19 protein-coding genes are annotated in these 18465 nt (G+C 70.2%); 10 read left to right on the forward strand and 9 right to left on the reverse strand.

Annotated elements, in window-relative coordinates:
- Positions 1-59: 59 nt before the first annotated feature.
- The 5 genes from nadB to Q1A98_RS01610 form a co-directional block, all read right to left on the reverse strand.
- Complete coding sequence (gene nadB / locus Q1A98_RS01590) at positions 60-1616, reverse strand: L-aspartate oxidase (protein ID WP_299569359.1); 1557 nt, start codon at positions 1614-1616, stop codon at positions 60-62.
- 67 nt (positions 1617-1683) lie between these two features.
- Positions 1684-2730 carry a ferredoxin--NADP reductase gene (locus tag Q1A98_RS01595; protein ID WP_299569360.1) on the reverse strand — a complete coding sequence of 349 codons (1047 nt, stop codon included), beginning with the start codon at positions 2728-2730 and terminating at the stop codon, positions 1684-1686.
- Positions 2727-3560, reverse strand: coding sequence for an SDR family NAD(P)-dependent oxidoreductase (locus tag Q1A98_RS01600; RefSeq protein ID WP_299569362.1), 834 nt, complete (start codon positions 3558-3560; stop codon positions 2727-2729). Before Q1A98_RS01600 ends, Q1A98_RS01595 begins: the two co-directional genes overlap by 4 nt.
- Positions 3557-4555: a diiron oxygenase gene (locus Q1A98_RS01605; RefSeq protein ID WP_299569364.1), complete on the reverse strand. Its 999-nt coding sequence runs from the start codon at positions 4553-4555 to the stop codon at positions 3557-3559. Before Q1A98_RS01605 ends, Q1A98_RS01600 begins: the two co-directional genes overlap by 4 nt.
- Complete coding sequence (locus tag Q1A98_RS01610) at positions 4552-5559, reverse strand: diiron oxygenase (protein ID WP_299569365.1); 1008 nt, start codon at positions 5557-5559, stop codon at positions 4552-4554. Before Q1A98_RS01610 ends, Q1A98_RS01605 begins: the two co-directional genes overlap by 4 nt.
- 163 nt (positions 5560-5722) lie before the next feature.
- On the opposite strand from Q1A98_RS01610, the gene Q1A98_RS01615 reads away from it, so the two are divergent.
- Together Q1A98_RS01615 and Q1A98_RS01620 are read left to right on the forward strand one after the other, a co-directional pair.
- Positions 5723-6076, forward strand: a complete 354-nt coding sequence (locus tag Q1A98_RS01615; protein WP_299569366.1) for a DUF4873 domain-containing protein — start codon at positions 5723-5725, stop codon at positions 6074-6076.
- An 84-nt stretch (positions 6077-6160) separates the two neighbouring features.
- Positions 6161-7852 (forward strand): alkaline phosphatase D family protein, encoded by a 1692-nt coding sequence (locus tag Q1A98_RS01620; protein WP_299569367.1) that lies wholly within the window; start codon positions 6161-6163, stop codon positions 7850-7852.
- A 2-nt stretch (positions 7853-7854) separates the two neighbouring features.
- Here Q1A98_RS01620 and Q1A98_RS01625 read toward each other — a convergent pair whose 3' ends face one another.
- A complete protein-coding gene (locus Q1A98_RS01625; RefSeq protein ID WP_299569368.1) occupies positions 7855-8766 on the reverse strand; it encodes a diiron oxygenase in 912 nt (303 codons plus the stop codon).
- Positions 8767-8925: 159 nt separating this feature from the next.
- Here Q1A98_RS01625 and Q1A98_RS01630 point away from each other — a divergent pair, with 159 nt between their 5' ends.
- Genes Q1A98_RS01630 through Q1A98_RS01640 form a run of 3 tightly spaced genes read left to right on the forward strand, consistent with a single transcriptional unit; the run spans position 8926 to position 11174 of the window.
- A complete protein-coding gene (locus Q1A98_RS01630) occupies positions 8926-9138 on the forward strand; it encodes a hypothetical protein (protein ID WP_299569369.1) in 213 nt (70 codons plus the stop codon).
- 4 nt (positions 9139-9142) lie between these two features.
- Positions 9143-10516, forward strand: coding sequence for an NADP-dependent succinic semialdehyde dehydrogenase (locus Q1A98_RS01635; RefSeq protein WP_299569370.1), 1374 nt, complete (start codon positions 9143-9145; stop codon positions 10514-10516).
- Positions 10517-10541: 25 nt separating this feature from the next.
- Positions 10542-11174, forward strand: coding sequence for a lipocalin family protein (locus Q1A98_RS01640; RefSeq protein ID WP_299569371.1), 633 nt, complete (start codon positions 10542-10544; stop codon positions 11172-11174).
- A gap of 62 nt (positions 11175-11236) precedes the next feature.
- Here Q1A98_RS01640 and Q1A98_RS01645 read toward each other — a convergent pair whose 3' ends face one another.
- Positions 11237-12112: an aldo/keto reductase gene (locus tag Q1A98_RS01645; RefSeq protein ID WP_299569372.1), complete on the reverse strand. Its 876-nt coding sequence runs from the start codon at positions 12110-12112 to the stop codon at positions 11237-11239.
- 83 nt (positions 12113-12195) lie between these two features.
- On the opposite strand from Q1A98_RS01645, the gene Q1A98_RS01650 reads away from it, so the two are divergent.
- Positions 12196-12774: a TetR/AcrR family transcriptional regulator gene (locus Q1A98_RS01650; protein ID WP_299569373.1), complete on the forward strand. Its 579-nt coding sequence runs from the start codon at positions 12196-12198 to the stop codon at positions 12772-12774.
- On the opposite strand, the gene Q1A98_RS01655 is transcribed toward Q1A98_RS01650, so the two are convergent.
- The gene (locus Q1A98_RS01655; RefSeq protein WP_299569375.1) at positions 12756-13973 is read right to left on the reverse strand and encodes an FAD-dependent monooxygenase; all 1218 of its coding nucleotides are present in this window, start codon (positions 13971-13973) and stop codon (positions 12756-12758) included. The genes Q1A98_RS01650 and Q1A98_RS01655 overlap by 19 nt on opposite strands.
- A gap of 69 nt (positions 13974-14042) precedes the next feature.
- On the opposite strand from Q1A98_RS01655, the gene Q1A98_RS01660 reads away from it, so the two are divergent.
- Together Q1A98_RS01660 and Q1A98_RS01665 are read left to right on the forward strand one after the other, a co-directional pair.
- Positions 14043-14489 (forward strand): MarR family transcriptional regulator, encoded by a 447-nt coding sequence (locus tag Q1A98_RS01660; protein WP_299569377.1) that lies wholly within the window; start codon positions 14043-14045, stop codon positions 14487-14489.
- Between the two features lie 20 nt (positions 14490-14509).
- Positions 14510-16294 carry a CocE/NonD family hydrolase gene (locus tag Q1A98_RS01665; protein ID WP_366943309.1) on the forward strand — a complete coding sequence of 595 codons (1785 nt, stop codon included), beginning with the start codon at positions 14510-14512 and terminating at the stop codon, positions 16292-16294.
- Here Q1A98_RS01665 and Q1A98_RS01670 read toward each other — a convergent pair.
- Entirely contained in the window at positions 16269-16760 is a 492-nt protein-coding gene (locus Q1A98_RS01670; protein ID WP_299569379.1) for a MarR family transcriptional regulator, read from the reverse strand. The two genes, Q1A98_RS01665 and Q1A98_RS01670, sit on opposite strands and share 26 nt — an antisense overlap.
- Before the next feature lie 93 nt (positions 16761-16853).
- Here Q1A98_RS01670 and Q1A98_RS01675 point away from each other — a divergent pair, with 93 nt between their 5' ends.
- Positions 16854-17786: an NADP-dependent oxidoreductase gene (locus Q1A98_RS01675; protein WP_299569380.1), complete on the forward strand. Its 933-nt coding sequence runs from the start codon at positions 16854-16856 to the stop codon at positions 17784-17786.
- Between the two features lie 68 nt (positions 17787-17854).
- Positions 17855-18448, forward strand: a complete 594-nt coding sequence (locus tag Q1A98_RS01680; protein WP_299569381.1) for a hypothetical protein — start codon at positions 17855-17857, stop codon at positions 18446-18448.
- Positions 18449-18465 lie beyond the last annotated feature (17 nt).

Below are 18465 nucleotides of genomic sequence, written 5' to 3' on the forward strand. Positions count from 1 at the left end.
TCGTGGGGATTTACTGCACGGTCGCGTGCATCTACTGCACGGTCGCGGGGTGGCTGGTCTCAGACCGCGGCGACGGGAGCGTGATCGCGGGACATCGTCGACGCGGTGAGTTCCCCGCCGGCACCGTCGAGGCGAAGGGTGAAAGTCGCGTCCGCATCGCCGGAGGCGACGGCGTCCGAGCGGCGGTGGCACCCGCGGCTCTCGGTCCTCAGGAGAGCAGCGGTGACGACGGCCCGCGCGACCAGGGCCATGTCCGCGGTGTCGGCGGATCCTCCGGAATCGATTGCGGCGAGAGCGTTCTCGAGTGCTACGGCGTCGCGGTCGATGCCGGCGCCCGCGGTCATCGCGGCGCGGATCACCGCCGCCGGGGTACCGGGACCGCGGTCGTGGCGGACCTGCGGGACAGCCGCCGGCGGCGTCACCGACAGGTCCTCCGATGCCGTCTCGACGGCGCGGACACCCATGACGACGGCCTCGGTGAGACTGTTGGACGCGAGCCGGTTCGCGCCGTGCAGACCGGTCCGCGCGACCTCGCCCGCGGCCAGGAGTCCGGGGACGTCGGTCCGTGCGCGCAGGTCCGTGAGCACGCCACCGCAGTGGTAATGCGCTCCGGGCACGACGGGGATCAGGTCGCGGACCGGGTCGATGCCGGTGGCGCGCACCCCGGTGGTCACGGTGGGGAAGCGACGGGCGAGGTCGGGGACGTCGCGGGCATCGAGGAACACACACGGCGCACCCGTGGAGACCATCGCGTGATGGGCCGCGGACGCGACGACGTCGCGGGGCGCCAGATCGCCCAGGGGGTGCACGCCCGCGGTGATCGACGCACCGTCCGCGTGGACCAGTCGCGCGCCCTCCCCCCGCAACGCCTCGGTGATGAGCAGGCACCGACCGCCCGCGCCGGGCGTGAAGAGCATCGTGGGGTGGAACTGGACGAACTCGAGGTCGGCCACGGTCGCGCCCGCCCGCAGTGCGAGCGCGACGCCTGACCCGACGGACGACGGCGGGTTCGTCGTCGACGTCCACAGCGCCCCGAGTCCGCCCGTCGCGAGAACCACCGATCGCGCCGGGAGGAACTGCCCGTCCGCGTCGACCACCCCGACGGCCCTGCCGTCCACCATCGCGACGTCACGCACCACCGCCCGGCGGACCCGGATCCGGGGATCGTGACGAACGGCCGACCACAGCGCGGCATGCAGATGGGCGCCGGTCGCGTCGCCACCGGCATGCACGATGCGTCGGACAGCGTGGCCGCCCTCGCGGGTGCGGGCGAGGTCACCCGACGGGTCGCGGTCGAAGGCGAGGCCGTGCCCGGCCACGAAGTCGACGGCGGCCGGACCGTCGGCGAGGATCGACCGGACCGCGGCGAGGTCGGCGTGCCCGGCTGCGGCGGTGAGTGTGTCCGCGACATGCGCGTCGAGGGAGTCACCCCGGCCCGGGGCGAACGCCGCCATCCCGCCCTGGGCATAGGCGGTCGAGGTGGCCGCGGGAACCGAGCCGTCCCGCGCATCCGCGGCGGCGACCACGGAGACGGACAACCCACGCTCGACGGCGTGCAGTGCGGCGGTGAGACCGGCGACGCCGGCACCCACCACGACGAGATCGTCGACGTCCATCAGGCGCTCCGTTGGTCGGGGGTTTTCGACCGTGAGTCGATAACCACCTTCACCGTACTCCGCCGGGTCAGGTGTCGAACGTGACGGTGATCTCCTCCGAGCGCGGGACCGCCTGACACGCCAGCGTCAGCCCCAGGGCGATGTCCGAGTCGACGAGGGTGTCGTTCTTGCGCATCGTGACGTCGCCGCTGACCACGCGGCAGGCGCACGAGCTGCACTCACCCTCGCGGCACGAGAACGGGGCGTCGTGTCCGGCGGCAAGCAACACGTCGAGCAGGGTCGCCGACCGCGGCCACGCCAGGTCCACGGTGTCGCCGCGCAGGGTCACCGACACCTGAGCGTCGTCGTCGTTGTTGACGACGGTGACGTCAACGTCGGCGAAGGGGTCACCGGACAGCGAGCGGTACCGCTCTGTGTGGACGCGGTCCGCGGGGACACCGACGGCCTCGGCGGCCTTCTCGACGACCGCCATGAAGGGCCCCGGACCGCACACCCAGATGCGATGCCGGGGATGTGCGGCGAGCTCATCGACCAGGGCGTCCGGGGACGGGAGGCCCCGCTCCGACTCGTGCCAGTGCTCGACCGTGAACCGGTCGCCGAATTCGGCACGCAGCTCGGCGATCTCGTCGACGAAGATCACCGAGTCCGGGTCGCGGTTCGCGTAGAACAACCGAACGTCGCGGACCCCGCCCATCAATGCCGACGTGGCGATCGACATCAGTGGGGTGATCCCGCTGCCCGCCCCGACGAGCAGGAAGTCCTCGTCGAACGTGCGGGGGAAGAACGACCCCGACGGTGTGAGCACGGTCAGTCGGTCGCCGACCCGCACCTCGTCGCACAACCACGACGAGGCCCGACCTCCGGGCACCCGCTTGACGGTGAGGATCAGATCGTCGTCGAGGTGGGGTGAGCTCGACATCGAATAGCACCGCGCCACAGTTGATCCCGCGTCACCCCCGGGGACGCGCACGGTGAGGAACTGGCCGGGGTGATAGCGGAAGCGATGGGCCACGGACTCGGGGACGTCCAGCACGAGCGACACCGAGTCGGCGGTCTCGCGGACGATCTCGACGATCTCGAGGTCGTGGGCGCGTCCGCGCGGTCCGTCGCTCACGAACCGATGCGCTGGCCGGCGGCCAACGGGCGAGCCATGACGTCCTGGTATCGACCGCCGAGCAGCCGCGGCAGGCTGTCGAACAGTCGGGCGTCGGGTCCGATCAGCACCCGCGGCTTGTTCTTCTCGATGCCGCGGATGATCCGTTTGGCCGCGGTCTCCGGGCGGGTGAACGCGATCCGCTGGAAGTTCTCGTCCTTCACCTGCAGGTCCTGGGCGTATTCACCGCTCTGCCGTCCGTTGCGGACGATGTTGGTCTTGATCCCCCCGGGGTGCACGCACGTCACGCCGACAGGGTGCCCGCCGCTGATCATCTCCTGTCGCAGCGAGCCGGTGAACCCGCGGACCGCGAACTTGGCCGCGTTGTAGGCACTCTGGCCCGGGATCGACATGAGACCGAACACCGACGACACGTTGACGACGTGTCCGTCGCCCGACGCGATCAGGTCCGGCAGGAACGCCTTCGTGCCGTTCACGACACCACCGAAGTCGATGCCGACGATCCAGTCGAAGTCGTCCCACTGCATGTCGGCCACCGTCGCCGACAACGAGACGCCGGCGTTGTTGACGACGACGTTCACACCGCCGAAGTGGCCTCGCACCTCGTCGGCGTAATCGAGGAACCCCGACCGGTCGGCGACGTCGAGCCGATGCGGCACCGCCTCGACGCCGAGCTTCTCGGCCATCCGGACGGTCTCGGTGACCGCGTCGATGTCGATGTCGCTCAGCGCGAGTCTCGCGCCCCGGTCGGCCAGCCGCAGCGCGAGAGCACGGCCGATCCCGGACCCCGCGCCGGTGACGACGACGACCTTGTCGCGAAAGTCCTTCACTGGCCACGCTCCTCGTCACGGATCGCCTGCAGGACGTCGTCCGGCAGGGCCCGCGACGCGCGGTACAGCGCTGTGGTCACACGGCCTTTGATCAGGCCGGCCTCGTGGAAGTACCGCAGCATCGGACCGCACATGAAGGACGCGTTCTCGCGGTAGCGCGGCGACCGCTGCGCGGCCCACCATCCGCGCAGCTGGCCGATGCCGACGGACTTGTACGCCTGTGAGTCGACGAGCGTGGGCATCACGAACAGCGTCAGCGCCGCGCACAGCAGGCGGTTGATCGCGAGTGAGACAGGCCCCGACCGGTCGATCGCGTCGGCGAGTTCGTTGCGCGCGAACGTGATGTGCCGGGCCTCCTCCAGCACGTGGATCTTCATGAGCTGGCGGACGTGGGGCTGGATGGTCTCGTCGGCCATCGACTCGCGCTGCACACGGTCGAGGACCTCCTCCACCAGCAGCGTGCCCGCGTAGACCACGGGGCCGTGCGGGATGAACCCGATGAGCCGCAACGGCATCGACAGCGCCTTGGGGCGGCGGTAGGGCTCCATCCCGGTCTTGTTGATCAGCCGACCGAACATCGTGGAGTGCCGGGTCTCCTCGGCGATCTCGCTGAGCGAGTACAGCGTGCTCGCGTCGGCGAAGTCCTTGCCGTGGAAGATGCCGCGCAGCAGGTTCGTGCACAGGCCGATCTCGGCGTTGATGCCGTAGGTGAGGATCGCGACGGCCTCCGCGCGACTCAGGCGCAGCTTCTGGTCGTCGGTCAGCGCCGCGTAAATCTCGGTGCCGAACAGTGTCCCGCGCATTTCCGTCGCCCACGGCTTGTCGGGTGCGATCGGTGCGTCCCAGTCGATGTCGAGGTCGCCGTCGTAGGCGCGGTCCGCGGTGGACCGCAGCAGACGCTCGGCGAGCGCCACCCGTTCGGCCTCCACGTCACGGGTCGTCTCGACGGTCGTGTCCCGGGTCAGGGTCTCGGGCGCGATGCTCTCGATGGTCACTGTTCCCCCTCAGCTGGAGTGTCGAGTCGTGCCCCGGTGCGCCGGACCAGCATCCGGCTCACCGGGTCGGTGAACATCCCCGCGGCGCGTGCGGCCTCGAGGAACTCGCCGTACAGGATGTGGGCCCGTCGGGCGCGCATCGGTGCGCGTCGGCGGGCGAGTCGGGTGCGCCACCGGGGAACACCTACGACCTCGGCGGCGTCGGACCGGTCGAGCGCGCGGGTCACGGCGCGCATCACGACAGCGGAGGCGACGGAGTACCACGCCAGCAGGAAGCGACTGCGGCCGGGAACCGACGACGCGAAGTCGAGGTGCGCGAACTCGCGCAACCGTCGCGTGGCCCGGAGGTGGACGTCGGCGACCTGACGGGCGTGGGGCTGGACCCCCGGGTCCTCGGCCAGCGCGGACGCCAGGCCGTGCACGAACGACTCGGCGAGGAGATAGAGCGCCGCCGTGGTGCCGCCGGCGGGCGTGAGCAACGTGTACCGCTCGAAGCGACGAGCCAGCGTGGCGTGGCCGTTCGGCGGGAGACCGGTGACGGTGACGAGCCGACCCAGCATCGCGGTGCTGGTGGTCCGGATGTTGATGGTGGCGAACCCCCACCGGGCGGTGTCGTCGCACAGCGTCTGGTCCTCGCCGATGCGCCGGAACTCCAGCATCGACTGCGCCGTGGTCGCGAACGCGGCGAGGGTGAGGAGGTCGACGAGCTCGTGCTGTCCGAGGTCCAGGCGCGCCGCAGGCGACAGCCGTCGCCACGGGCGGGTGCCCGCTGTCCCGACGAGGCTGTCGGGCAGCCATGCCGCGTCCGGCCACGGCGGTGCCGACCAGTCGATGTCGATGTCCGGGTCGAACCGGTCCTCGACGGTGTCGATAAGGAACCGCTGCGCAGCAGCGTCCCGCTCGGCGACCGATCTGCGTCGGGTCGGACGACGCGGCGCGCGCATCGACTCGGCCCCGACCATGGTGTTGGCCGTGGCGTCCCCCGGCTCTGCGAGCCCTGACATCTACCACCCTCCCGGCCGCATTTCTTGTGGCGAGGTCACGAAGTCAACCAAACGACCGATGCCGCCGTTCACCGTCTGATGGACTTTGGTGTCGCGTCACAACGATCCCGGGGCAGGGTGATCGGACGACGGCGCCGGGGAGCCACATGGGGGAGGAACACGCATGGACACGTTTCTGGACATCCGCGACACGGGCCGCGCGACGCCGCGGTCACCGCACGACGACTCCGACTACATCGGCAACGCGTCGATCATCGTCAAGGGCATCGAGGTCCCGGTGAACCTGGAACTCAAGGGCTATCGCGAGCCGATCGACGGCGTGTACCGCTGGATCGGACGGGTCGCCGCCAACGACCGGCTGTCGGCGATCGTGGGAGAGGTCAAGAGGATTCGCGTCATCGTCTCCACGCCGCACAGCGCGCGCGAGGCCTACCTCGGCGATCCCGACTTCTGGGGACGGTTCCGGATCAACGGCAAGTCGACCCCGCCCTTCGCGGTCGAGACCGCCGTCGACTGACCTCGCGCCGCCGTCGCCTGCCCTCAGGCGATGCGGGCGAAACGGGCGCACCCGGGCGGGAACCCGAACCGGTAGCGTCGGCCCATGGCACCCACGCTGGTCCTCGGACCCATCCTGCGTTTCGTCGACGACAGCCGGGCGACCGTGTGGGTGGAGACCGATCACCCGTGCACGGTCACCGTCGAGACCGCAGTCGGGGTGTCGGCGACCGAGGAGACCTGGGGCGTGGGCGGCCACCAGTTCGCGCTGGTGATCCTGCGCGGCCTGCCGGCCGACACGTTGGTGGACTACACGGTGCGGCTCGGCGAGTCCGGCGAACCGGGCGAGCACGTGTGGCCGCCCGCCGGCGTCGCCTGTCACCTGCGCACCAGCGGGCCCGACCGCCACCCGTCCATCGCGTTCGGGTCGTGTCGTCGCGGGGAGAACCACGACGCGGAGTCGCTGGAACGCATCGGCGCCGACGCGCTCACCGGCCTCGCGGGGCGGGTGCGCACCGAGGCCGTCGACCGCCACCCGGATCTGCTCCTGTTCCTGGGCGACCAGGTCTACGCCGACGACCCGTCGCGCGAGGTCCTGACCCGGTTGCGGCGTCACCGCGCCGCCCACTCCCCCGATCCCGACCTCACCCCGGAGGTCCGCGAGGAGATCTGCGACCTCGAGGAGTACACGTGGCTCTACCACGAGTCGTGGGGGTCGCCGGCGGTGCGCGGACTGATGGCGTGCGTGCCGAGCTGCATGATCCTCGACGACCACGACCTCCGCGACGACTGGAACTCGTCGTGGTCGTGGCGGCAGGAGACGTCGGCGAAGCCGTGGTGGCGTCGCCGGGTGATCGGGGCCTTCACCTCGTACTGGATCTATCAGCACCTGGGCAACCTCGACCCGGACGCACTCGACCGGGATCAGCAGTACGCACGCGTGCGCTTCGCCCTCGACGACGCCGAACGGGAGCAGATCCTGGCCGACTTCTCGCTCCGGGCGGACGCCGAACCCGCCTCGGCCCGATGGAGTTACACGCGCGATCTCGGGCCCGTACGGCTGATCATGATCGACTCCCGGTGCTCTCGTGAACTGAGCCCGGAGCGGCGCGGCATCGTCGACGACGCCGAGTGGAAGTGGGTGGTGGAGGCGGCGACCGAGCGACCGGCCCGACACGTCGTGTTCGGGACGTCGCTGCCCTTCCTCATGCTGCCCGCGCTGCACCACCTCGAGCAGTGGGACGAGGCCGTGGCCCAGGGTGCGTGGGGACGCACGGGTGCGCGGCTCGGCGAGAAAGCACGTCTCGCACTCGATCTCGAGCACTGGGCCGCCTTCGACTCGTCCTTCCGCGATATGGCCCGGCTCGCGGAGGAGTTGTCGGACGGACCCGACGCGCCCGCGTCGGTGGTGTGGGTGTCCGGCGACGTCCACTGCTCCTACATCGCCGATGCCCACCTCGTCGACCGTCGACCCGGGCGGGGGACGTCGCTCATCCAGCTCACCATGTCACCGTTCCGCAACCCGCTGGAACGTCCGGTTCGGGTCGTGAACCGCCTCGCGCGCCGGAAACCGTTGGTGCGGTTGATGCGTCGTCTCGCCCGATCCGCGGGTGTCGCGGACCTGCCGCTCACCTGGGACACCTCCGCCGGCCCGTGGTTCGACAACGGGGTGATGACCCTCTCGGCGGACGGCGACGACCTCTCGGTCCGCGTCGAGCACGCGTTCACCGCGCCGGACGGTTCGCAGCGACTCTCCTCGACGCACGACGCCCAACTCGCGGGGCGCCGCGGCCGGTGAGATCAGATCTGCGCGCGGAGCTCGGGCGGCAGTGTGCGCGAGAGCTTGTACAGGCGCGTGGTGAGGCGTCCGCGGATCAGCCCGACGTCGTGGAAGTACGTCAACATCGGACCGCAGGCGAACGTCGCGTTCTCGCGGTAGCGGCGCGAGAACTGGGCCACGATCCATCCCCACGTCGGTGAGATGCCCACCGACTGGTACGCGCGGGGGTCGATGAGTGTCGGCATGACGGCGACCACGATCACCGCCACCAGGACACGGTTCACCGCGAGGGACAGTGATCCGCACCGTGCGACGGCGCGCGCCAACTCGGTACGGGCGTAGGTGATGTGCCGCGCCTCCTCCAGGATGTGGATGCGCATCATCTGGCGGACGTGGGGCTGCACGTTCTCGTCCGCGCACGCCTCCCGCTGCACCCGGTCGAGGATCTCCTCCACGATGAGGGTGATCGCGTAGATCAGGGGTCCGTGTGGCACGAAACCCATCAGCCGCAGCAGCATGTTGACGGGGCCGGCCGCGGACCAGGCGGGCATCTCGGCCTTGTTGATCAGACGGCCGAACATCGTGGAGTGCCGCGCCTCCTCGCCGACCTCGCTCATCGAGTAGAGCATCTCCGGTGCCGTCCAGTCCGGCACCGCGTACATCGTCCGGAGGAGGTTCATGCACAACTGCTGCTCGGCGACGATGCCGTAGCTCAGCACGGCCACCGCCTCGGCACGACCCAGCGTCAGCTGCTCCTCACGGGACAGCCGCTCCCACAGCCGGGTTCCGTAGAGCGTGCCGCGCCGCTCGGTCAGCCACGCCTTGTCCGGGTCGACCGGGGCGTCCCAGTCGATGTCGATGTCGCCGTCGAGCAGGGTGTCCGCGGTGGACCGCAGCAGCCGCTCCGCCGTGGCCGTGACGTCGATGGTCATCGTGTCCATCCCCTCTCAACAGTTGCTGAGACAGCTTTCGACACCCCCACCGCAATGTCAAGGACGACGCGTTACCCGGCCGTGATCCGGGGACACGAGTCAGACGCAATGACAGCGAGCTGGTGTGCACCGACCGCACCGGTCAATACCGTCGAATCCATGGCTGACTATCGCGTTCTCGATCCCACCGGCGACGTCGTCTCCGAGGAGGCGTTCGACAACTCCACCGACGCATACGAGTGGTTCATCAACTCCAAGGCGGACAACACCGAGCTGGGGTGGCGCCTCGAGGTGAACCACGACGGCGACTGGGCGTTCGTCGACGACACCGAGGGCAACGCGGTGGGCGAAGACGGCGCTGCGAGCGTCTGATCCCATGGCGATAGCGACGACGAACCCGGCCACCGGCGAGGTCCTGAAGGAGTTCGACGCCCTCTCCGACGCGGAGATCGAGGAGAAGCTCGCCCGGGCCGTCGAGGCTTCCCGGGCCCACCGCCGGACGTCGTTCGACGAACGCGCCGCGGTGCTGCGCGCGGCGGCCGACATCCTCGACGACGAGGTCGACTCGCTCGCCGCGACGATGACCACCGAGATGGGCAAGACGCTGACGGCCGCGAAGGCCGAGGTGACCAAGTGCGCCACAGGTCTCCGCTACTACGCCGAGCACGCCCCGGGGATGCTGGCCGACGACATCGCCGACGCCGACGCCGTGGACGCGTCCCGGGCCTTCCACCGGTTCCAGCCCCTCGGGGTGATCCTCGCGGTCATGCCGTGGAACTTCCCGCTGTGGCAGGTGATCCGCTTCGCCGCCCCCGGCCTGATGGCCGGCAACGTCGGTCTGCTCAAGCACGCGTCGAACGTGCCGCAGACCGCGCTGTACCTCGAAGACCTGTTCCGTCGCGCGGGCCTCGTCGACGGCGGTTTCCAGACGCTGCTCATCGGGTCGAAGCAGGTCGAGGCGATCCTGACCGACAAGCGCGTGGCCGCGGCCACCCTCACCGGCAGCGAGGGGGCGGGTCGCTCCATCGGCGAGACGGCGGGCAAGCAGCTCAAGAAAGTCGTACTCGAACTCGGCGGTTCCGACCCGTTCGTCGTCCTCCCCTCGGCCGACCTCGAGAAGGCCGCGGAGGTCGCCACGACCGCCCGGTGTCAGAACAACGGGCAGTCGTGCATCGCGGCGAAGCGGTTCATCGTCCACACCGACGTCTACGACGAGTTCGCGCGACTGTTCGTGGAGAACATGGCCGCGCAGAAGGTCGGCGACCCCACCGACGACGACACCGACATCGGCCCGCTCGCCACCGAGCAGGGACGCCAGGATGTCGTCGACCTCGTCACCGACGCCACCGGGAAGGGCGCTCGCATCCTCACCGGCGGCGAGGTCCCTGACGGCCCCGGGTGGTTCTACCCGCCCACCGTCATCGCCGACATCACCACGGAGATGGACATCTACGGCGAAGAGGTCTTCGGGCCCGTCGCGTCGCTCTACCGCGCCGCCGACGCCGACGACGCGTTGCGAATCGCCAACGACACCGACTTCGGCCTGGGCTCCAACGTGTGGACAACGGACGCGTCGGAGATCGAGATGTTCGTCGACGGGTTCGAGGCCGGACAGGTGTTCGTCAACGGCATGACGACGTCGTATCCCGCGATCGCGTTCGGCGGGGTGAAGAACAGTGGGCACGGTCGGGAGCTCACGAAATTCGGTATCCGCGAGTTCTGTAACGTCAAGACCGTCTGGGTCGCATGATTCTTCGAGAACAGGAGATATGAGCATGTCGCAGAACACGTCCCCGTCGCGGAGGGTGGGCCGACGATCGTCCGTCCTGGTCGCCCTGCTCAGTGCGGTCGCCGCGGCGATCGGTCTCGTCGTCGGGGCCGGTGGTGCGAGCGCCGCACCCCTGCAACCGATCCCGTCGCTCGACCTCGCCCGCTACCTCGGGGTCTGGAACCAGGTCGCCGCCATCCCGCAGCCGTTCAACATCGACTGCCTGCGCAACACCCAGGCGCGCTACACGAAGATCGACGACCGGGACGTCAAGGTCGAGAACAGCTGCACACGCTTCGACGGTGGGCGCCAGGGCATCGTCGGCAACGCCCGCGTCAACGACACCCGGACCAACGCCCAACTGCACGTGAGCTTTCCGGGTGTGCCGTTCCAGGACTCGAAGTCGGGTCCGACGAACTACATCGTCACCTACATCGCCCCGGACTACTCGTGGGCGTTCGTCGGCAGTCCGGAACGACTGTCGGGCTTCATCCTCAAGCGCGACCCGAAGGTCACCAGCGCCCAGTGGAAGCAGATCCGCGACGTCGTGCGCTCGCGCGGCTACAACGACTGCTTCTTCCTCACGACGCCGATCGACGGGGCGTACCCGAACATCCAGCCGCTCTGCACCGTGCGCTGACGCGATCGGCGAGCACGCCTCGACCGCCCGTCCGGACCTCGTCCGGGCGGGCGGTTCGTCGTTCACGACGCGAGAGCGTCAAGACGCTGCCGCGCGGCGGAGCTCAGGACCACCTGCGCGGCAGCCGTGTTCGACCGCAGGTGTGCCGCGTCCGCCGTGCCCGGGATGAGGCGGGTCACCGGCGAATGTCCTGACAACCAGGCGAGTCCGACCTGCGCCGGTGTCGCACCGACCTCGTCGGCGACCTCCCGGACGACGGGGTGTTCCACGACCGACGCCATCCGGCCGGCCGCACCACCCAGCGGGAAATACGGCACCCAGGCGAGCCCCGACGTCTCGCACAGCGCGACCTGCTCCTCGTCGGCGCGGGCGAGCAGGTTGTAGGCGTTCTGGACGCACACGATCCCGGCGGACAGGGCGCGTCGCACACCGTCGGTGGTCACACCGCTGATCCCGATCGACCCGATCGCCCCGCGCTCGCGCAGGTCGATCAGAGCCGCCAACTGGTCGTCGAGGGGAACCACCTGATCACCGGTGGCGCGGATCCCGTGGGGGGTGTCGAGTCGACGGAGGTTGACGACGTCGATCCGATCGCGGCCGAGTCCGGTGAGGGCGGCCTCCACGGACGCGCGCAGATCCTCCGGCCGCTGGGCGGGGCGCAGCGCACCCTCGTCGAGGACTGCACCCACCTTCGTGACGACGAGGACGTCGGCCGTGGCCGGGATCGCGTCGCGCAGCACCTGGTCGACAGCGCCGGCGGCGTAGAACGGCGCGGTGTCGACGTGGTCCACGCCCAGGTCGACGGCCTGCCGGACCAGGTCCACCGCGGCGGCGCGATTACCGGTGTGCAGCAGTCGTTCGAGGTTCATCGCCCCGAACCCGATCGGTGCGCGCGACGCGAACGGGTTGGCCGCGGGCAGGGTGGTGAGCGTGGTCATGGCGTCCTCCTGTGGGACGATCGACGTGAAACGGAGGGACCTCCGCTTCGACCACCGTACCGAAACGGAGGATCCTCCGCTTGATGGCCGATCGACCCGTGCGCAAGGACGCTCGCCGGAATCGCGCACGCATCCTCGACGCGGCGCGCGCCGCCTTCGCGGGCGGTACCGCCACGCCCTCGTTCGACGCGATCGCGCGCGACGCGGGCGTCGGGGTGGGCACGGTCTACCGCCATTTCCCGTCCCGCGAGTCCCTGATCGAGGCGGTGTACGAGGCGGAACTCGACGACCTGACCGGCGGTGTCGCCGGATTGCTCACCGAGCACCCACCTGCCGAGGCGCTGCGTGAGTGGATGCGCCGTTACGCCCGCTTCTTCACCACCAAGAGCGTCATCATCGACACGTTGCGTGCCGGGTGGTCGTCGGGCTCGATGACGACTCCGGCCACGCGCGAACGGATCACGGCGGCGGTCGCGACCATCGTCGCGGCCGGCGTCGAGACCGGATCCCTGCGCGCTGACGTCGATCCCGACGACATCACCGGGATGGTGCTCGGGGCGCTGATGTCCACCGGACCCGACGACCCCGCGAAGACCGACCGGATGTTGGGCCTCGTCGCCGACGCGGTCTCCACGGCACCCGGTCAGGAGAAGAGCTCGTAGCGCGGCAGGCGGAAGTCGCCGCCGGCACGGGAGACGAACCGGTGCTCGAGACGGTCCCGCACCGAGGGTCGAGCGATGACCCGGTGGACCGCCCGCTGCAGGGCGAGCGCACGAGCGCTGCGCGGCAACACGACCCGAGGGCCACCCGGCGGGAGCGTCTGCACCGCCTGGGCGTACGGCCGGATCACCGATTCGTATCCCCGGAAGGCGCGCGCGTGGTCGACTGTCGCCCCCGACCGCGCCCGGTCGAGCTCGCCGGCCAGCACGTACGCACCGACGAGGGCCAGCGTCGTCCCCATCCCCGTCGGACCCGCGGCCCACGCGGCGTCGCCCACGACGATCACCCGTCCACGCGAGTACGCCGAGAGCGCCACCTTGTCCATGCGCTCCATGTAGAACTCCTCAGGGGACGCCGCGAAGCCGTCGAGGATGCGATCGGTGGCCCATCCGACACCTGCGAAACGCGTTCGGAGCACGGTCATCTGCGCGGCGTGGCCGATCTTGTCGAGCGCGAGGTCGGGCGCGAGGAAGCTCAGGTTGGCGCGGATGGTGCCCACGTCGTCGGGCCGCGTCGACACCATGCGACCGTCGGTGGTGGTCATCCAGTTCCACCAGTCGTCGTCCTCGGGCGTGCGCGGGACCGTCCCGTAGGCGATGTACTGGTCCCGGCTCACCCGCGTCACCTTGTCGGCGAGAACGAGGTCCCGGGTGGTCGAGTTGCGCCCCTCGGCGACGACGACCAGGTCGAACCGCTCACGCCCTCCGCCCGCGAACCGCACGTCGACGCCGTCGTCGTCGTCCTGCGTGAGGTCCGCGACGGAGTCGCCGTAGCGATGCTCGACGCGCGGGTGGTCGACGGTGAGCCGTCGCAGGATCTCCGACAGCCGTCCGCGCAGGATCTCCAGTTCCGCGGTCGGCCCGTCGCGCCCCTCGGTGGTGGGCAGGTCCGCGTACGGGCGGCCCTCGGGGTCGCGGTACCGCAGTCCGATCTCCCCGGTGGTGTTCGCGGCGACCTCGTCGCGGACCCCCATCGCGCGGAGCACGTCGTGCCCGGCGTCGCGGATGTCGATGTTCTGGCCGGCCTCCCGCGGTGCGGATGCCCGTTCCAGCAGCGTGACGTCGAACCCGGCTCTGGCCAGCGCCCACGCCTGTGCCGGGCCCGCGATGCTGCCGCCGGTGACGAGAACCGATCCACCCATGTCCACCCCTGTACGTAGTTCATCTATTTACTAGATTGTCTAGTCACAAGGTACATGGTGCAATGGGGCATGGCCATCGACGAGACGTTCACCGACCTCGACCCCGCCACGGTCGCCGTCCGCGACATGGTCGGGGCCTCACGGGAACTGACCGGACGGATGGCCGCCCACATGGGGATGAACGCCAACGACATGGCGGCGATCGGCGAGTTGACCCTCAACGGCCCCCTGGGCGTCGCCGACCTCGCGCGGCACCTCGGCATCCGTTCCGCCTCGGCGACGGCGATGGTCGACCGCCTCGAGCAGGCGGGCCACGTGGTGCGGGCACGCGACGACGTCGACCGTCGCCGGGTCACGGTCACCGAGACACCGACGGCGCGACAGGCGTCCTTCGAGGCGTGGGCCCCGACGATCAGCGCGATCGACGACGTGTGCCGCCGGTTGGACGCGCGGGACCGCGCGGTGGTCACACGCTTCCTCGACGAGATCACCGAGATACTGCGGACCCGCCCCTGACCCTCGACTACCGTTTGCCCGTGCGAAGGAACTGGGGGCTCTCCGGACTCGTCGTGCTGCTGATGGCGCTGGGCCTGACGGCCCCGGCGTCGGCGGCACCCGCCGACGGCTACACGACGCAGCTGCTGCACTTCTCGGTCCACACCGGCCCGAACCGCGCGACACCGTGCACGGTCGTCGGCCAGCTCTATCGACCGGCCGGCCTGTCGCCGACGAGGCGCGCTCCGGCGATCCTCACCACCAACGGGTTCGGCGGGTCGTACACGACCCAGGCGCCGATCGCCGCGTACCTCGCGACCCAGGGCTACGTGGTCCTCGCCTACTCGGGCCTCGGATTCGGCGGGAGCACCTGCCCCATCACCCTCGACGACCCCGACGTCGACGGCGTCGCGGCATCCCAGCTCATCGACTACCTCGGCGGACGGACCGGGATCGCCTTCACCGATGCCGCGCTGCGACGCGCGGCACCCGCGCTCGACGTCGTCGTCCACGACGACGTCGACCACTCCGGTCATCGCCGCGCGGACGATCCCCGCGTCGGGATGGTCGGTGGCTCGTACGGCGGCGGCATCCAGTTCGCCACCGCAGCAGTCGATCCGCGCCTGGACACGATCGTCCCGCAGATCACCTGGAACGACCTGAGCTACTCGTTGGCCCCGAACTCGACGTCGACGTTCTCCGGCGTCAGCACCCGGGTGTCGGGGTCGGCCAAGATCGTCTATGCGGCAGGCCTGTTCGCAGACGGCGTGGCCAACCCCGGCCGAGTCGGGTACCAGGCCGACCCGGCACGCATCACGCCGTGCCCGAACTTCACCGTCGCGCAGTGCACCACATTCGCCGAGGGCGCGACGGTCGGCCAGTTCAGCCCGGCGAGCGTCGCGCATCTGCGGCACGCGTCGGTGGCAAGCTACATCGACCGCATCCGCATCCCGGTGCTGCTCGAACAGGGTCAGCGCGACACCCTCTTCGACCTGAACGAGGCCGTCGCCACGTACCAGGCGCTGCGGGCGCGGGGCGTCGAGACGTCGATGATCTGGCAGCAGTGGGGACACAGCGGCGGGCCGGCACCCGGCGAGTACGACAAGAAGAACCCGGACCGGACCACCCAGTACGAGGTGGGTCGCACGCTCGACTGGCTCGACAAGCACCTCAAGGGTCTCGACGTCGACACCGGACCGGAGTTCGCGTACTTCCGGAACTGGGTGTCCTACACCGGGATCGCGACGCCCGCGTACGCGAGCGGTACCTACCCCGTCGGCGCGCCGACGGCGTTCCGGTTCTCGGCGGGACGGGGCCTCGTGGACGGCGCCCTCGTCGCGGCGGGCGCCTCGGCACGCGCCGGCGCGGCGACCATCCGCACCCCACTGCTCGGTGGGCGCACGCAGACCGGTCCCTACAACGACGCACCGGACGCCCCGAAGCCGGTCCGTCAGGACCCCGGCACCTACGCTCGGTGGGACACCGCGCCGCGCACCACACCGCTCGACGTGGTCGGCATCCCGACCATGCAGCTGCGACTGCGTGCGGTCGGACAGCCCCTCGTCTTCGCGAAGATCTACGACGTCGCGCCGGACGGATCCGCCGATCTCGTCAACGGACTGGTGGCCCCGATCCGCGTCGCGGATCCGTCGCGACCCGTCGCGGTGACGATGCCCGGTCTGGTGCACCGGTTCGCCGTCGGACACCGCCTGCGTGTCGAGATCGCCGGTGGCGACCAGAGTTTCCGGAACGGGCTGCAGGGTCAGCCGGTCTCGATCCTCAGCGGGCCCGACACGTCGCTCACCCTCCCGGTGACGACCGACTGACGCTGCGCGAGCGGGCCGGTCGGCTCCGCATGTGGTCGCGAACGCGGGTCATGATGCCGCCGAGCGTCGCGACGTCGTCGTCGTCGAGGACGCCGTAGAGCAGATCGCGGACGACCTCGATGTGGCCGGGCAGGACCCGGTCGACGCGGTCGCGGCCGGCGTCGGTGAGGGCCACGACAGTCGCCCGCTGGTCGGTGGGACTCGGTGAGCGCGTGATGAGCCCGGCCTTCTCGAGGAGTGCGGCCTGGTGGGTGAGCCCGCTGCGGCTGTAGACCACCCCGTCGGCGATCGCGGTCATGGTCATCGGCCCCGGTGCGGCGCCGAGCGTCGCGAGGATCTCGAACTGCACGTAGCTCAGGTCGGCCTCGGCTCTGAGCTGCTGGGCGACCGCGAACTGCAGCAACGACGCGGCCTCGGTGAACGCGAAGTAGGTGTGCATCTGCGACGGGGCGAGAGGCTCGGCCATGCCTGCCACCGTACCGTCCTTTACTTCGATCTCGAAGCAGTCTACTGTCGCTCTCAGTTGCTTCGACATCGAAGCACTTACGAAGGAGGAGTCATGAGGGCAATCGCGTTCGATCGATACGGCGAGGACGTCCTGGAGCGGGTGGAGCTGGATCGGCCGGTCCCCGGCACCGACGAGGTCCTGATCCGGGTCGCCGCCACCTCGTTCAACCCCGTCGACGCCGGCATTCGCGGCGGATGGCTCAGCGAGATCTTCCCGGTCGCCTTCCCGCACGTGCCGGGCGTCGACGTGGCGGGGACGGTGGCCGAGATCGGCACGGGTGTGGCGGATCTGCGTGTCGGTGATCCCGTCGTCGGGATGCTGCCGATGACCGCGAACGGCGCCGCGGCCGAGTTCGTCGTCGCTCCGGCGGAGTCCCTCACCGCCGCGCCGACGTCGGTCCCCCTCGCCGATGCCGCGGCCCTCCCGGTGGTCGGACTCACCGCCTGGCAGTCGCTGTTCGAGATCGGCGGGCTCCGCGCGGGCCAGACCGTGCTCGTCAACGGGGCCGGTGGCGCCGTCGGCGACTATGCGGTGCAGCTCGCCCACCGGGCCGGTGCCCACGTCACCGCGACCGCCTCGGAGCGCAGCGCTGCGCGGGTCCGGGCACACGGGGCCGACCGCGTCGTCGGCCACCTCGACCTGTCCGGCACGCCCGCGGTCGACGGTGCCCCGTTCGACCTCGTGCTCAACCTGGTCAGCACGTCACCCGAGGAGACCGCGGCACTCGTCGGACTCGTCGCCGACGGAGGGATGCACGTGGGCACCATGATCGCCGGCGACCCCGATCCCGCACGCGGCGTGACCGCCACTCGGGTGTTCGTCCGCAGCGACGCGGGGCTCCTCGCCGACCTGGTTCGACAGGTCGACGACGGCTCCCTCACCGTCGAGGTCGGACGACGGGTGACCTGGGACGACCTCGCGGCCGTCCACGCCGACTCCGACGCGGGTCGCACATCGGGCAAGGTCGTGGTCCTCGCCGCGTGAAGAGGACCTTCGTCGCCGAGACGACAAGTCGGACACGACTTCTGACCGGCCCCAGTAGCCTCATGCGGATGACCACACGGGTGACACGTCGACTCGCGGTGCTGCTGATGATTCTCGTCGCACCGATCGCGTTGCTGGCCGGGTGCAAGAAATCCGACTCGTCGTCCTCGGCGGCGCCGTCGTCCGCGGCCGTCTCGACCAGCCAGTCGGGCTCAGCTCCTTCTGGGTCGGCCACCGACTGCCCGACCAGCAACACGACGTCCTTCGCCAAGACGAAGTTCGTCGCGCACAGCGGCCTGGCGTTCGGCGCCTTCCACCGCTACCTCTACAAGCCCTACAGGGCCGGCACCTTCACGAAAGGCGCCGACGGTCGGCTCACCGCGTTCGCGAAAGGCGGCCTGGCCGCGCTGTTCATCAAGCGGGAGATCCGGCTCGCGAGCGAGGACGTGAAGGCGAACCCGACGCTGTGCCGGGCGATCGCCGCGCCGCTCGCCCGGATCGGCGACACCGTGCAGGCCGCGTTCGACAAGGTGAAGTCGGGCGACGCGAGCGGCATCGATGGCGTCGAGTCGGCCATCACCTCGGTGAGCAGTTCCTCGAAGAAGGACGGCGTCGACATCACCGAGAACGACAACCCGGATCTCAACTCCGCCCCGAGCTGACCCACCCTGTCGGGGGT

The organism is uncultured Williamsia sp. (assembly GCF_947494875.1).
Taxonomy (GTDB): domain Bacteria; phylum Actinomycetota; class Actinomycetes; order Mycobacteriales; family Mycobacteriaceae; genus Williamsia_A.

Coding starts and splice junctions, on each gene's coding strand:
- nadB (WP_299569359.1), bottom strand. CDS start 1,616: ATGGACGTCGACGATCTCGTCGTGGTGGGTGCCGGCGTCGCCGGTCTC.
- Q1A98_RS01610 (WP_299569365.1), bottom strand. CDS start 5,559: ATGTCAGGGCTCGCAGAGCCGGGGGACGCCACGGCCAACACCATGGTC.
- Q1A98_RS01615 (WP_299569366.1), top strand. CDS start 5,723: ATGGACACGTTTCTGGACATCCGCGACACGGGCCGCGCGACGCCGCGG.
- Q1A98_RS01620 (WP_299569367.1), top strand. CDS start 6,161: ATGGCACCCACGCTGGTCCTCGGACCCATCCTGCGTTTCGTCGACGAC.
- Q1A98_RS01625 (WP_299569368.1), bottom strand. CDS start 8,766: ATGACCATCGACGTCACGGCCACGGCGGAGCGGCTGCTGCGGTCCACC.
- Q1A98_RS01630 (WP_299569369.1), top strand. CDS start 8,926: ATGGCTGACTATCGCGTTCTCGATCCCACCGGCGACGTCGTCTCCGAG.
- Q1A98_RS01635 (WP_299569370.1), top strand. CDS start 9,143: ATGGCGATAGCGACGACGAACCCGGCCACCGGCGAGGTCCTGAAGGAG.
- Q1A98_RS01640 (WP_299569371.1), top strand. CDS start 10,542: ATGTCGCAGAACACGTCCCCGTCGCGGAGGGTGGGCCGACGATCGTCC.
- Q1A98_RS01645 (WP_299569372.1), bottom strand. CDS start 12,112: ATGACCACGCTCACCACCCTGCCCGCGGCCAACCCGTTCGCGTCGCGC.
- Q1A98_RS01650 (WP_299569373.1), top strand. CDS start 12,196: ATGGCCGATCGACCCGTGCGCAAGGACGCTCGCCGGAATCGCGCACGC.
- Q1A98_RS01655 (WP_299569375.1), bottom strand. CDS start 13,973: ATGGGTGGATCGGTTCTCGTCACCGGCGGCAGCATCGCGGGCCCGGCA.
- Q1A98_RS01660 (WP_299569377.1), top strand. CDS start 14,043: ATGGCCATCGACGAGACGTTCACCGACCTCGACCCCGCCACGGTCGCC.
- Q1A98_RS01670 (WP_299569379.1), bottom strand. CDS start 16,760: ATGGCCGAGCCTCTCGCCCCGTCGCAGATGCACACCTACTTCGCGTTC.
- Q1A98_RS01675 (WP_299569380.1), top strand. CDS start 16,854: ATGAGGGCAATCGCGTTCGATCGATACGGCGAGGACGTCCTGGAGCGG.
- Q1A98_RS01680 (WP_299569381.1), top strand. CDS start 17,855: ATGACCACACGGGTGACACGTCGACTCGCGGTGCTGCTGATGATTCTC.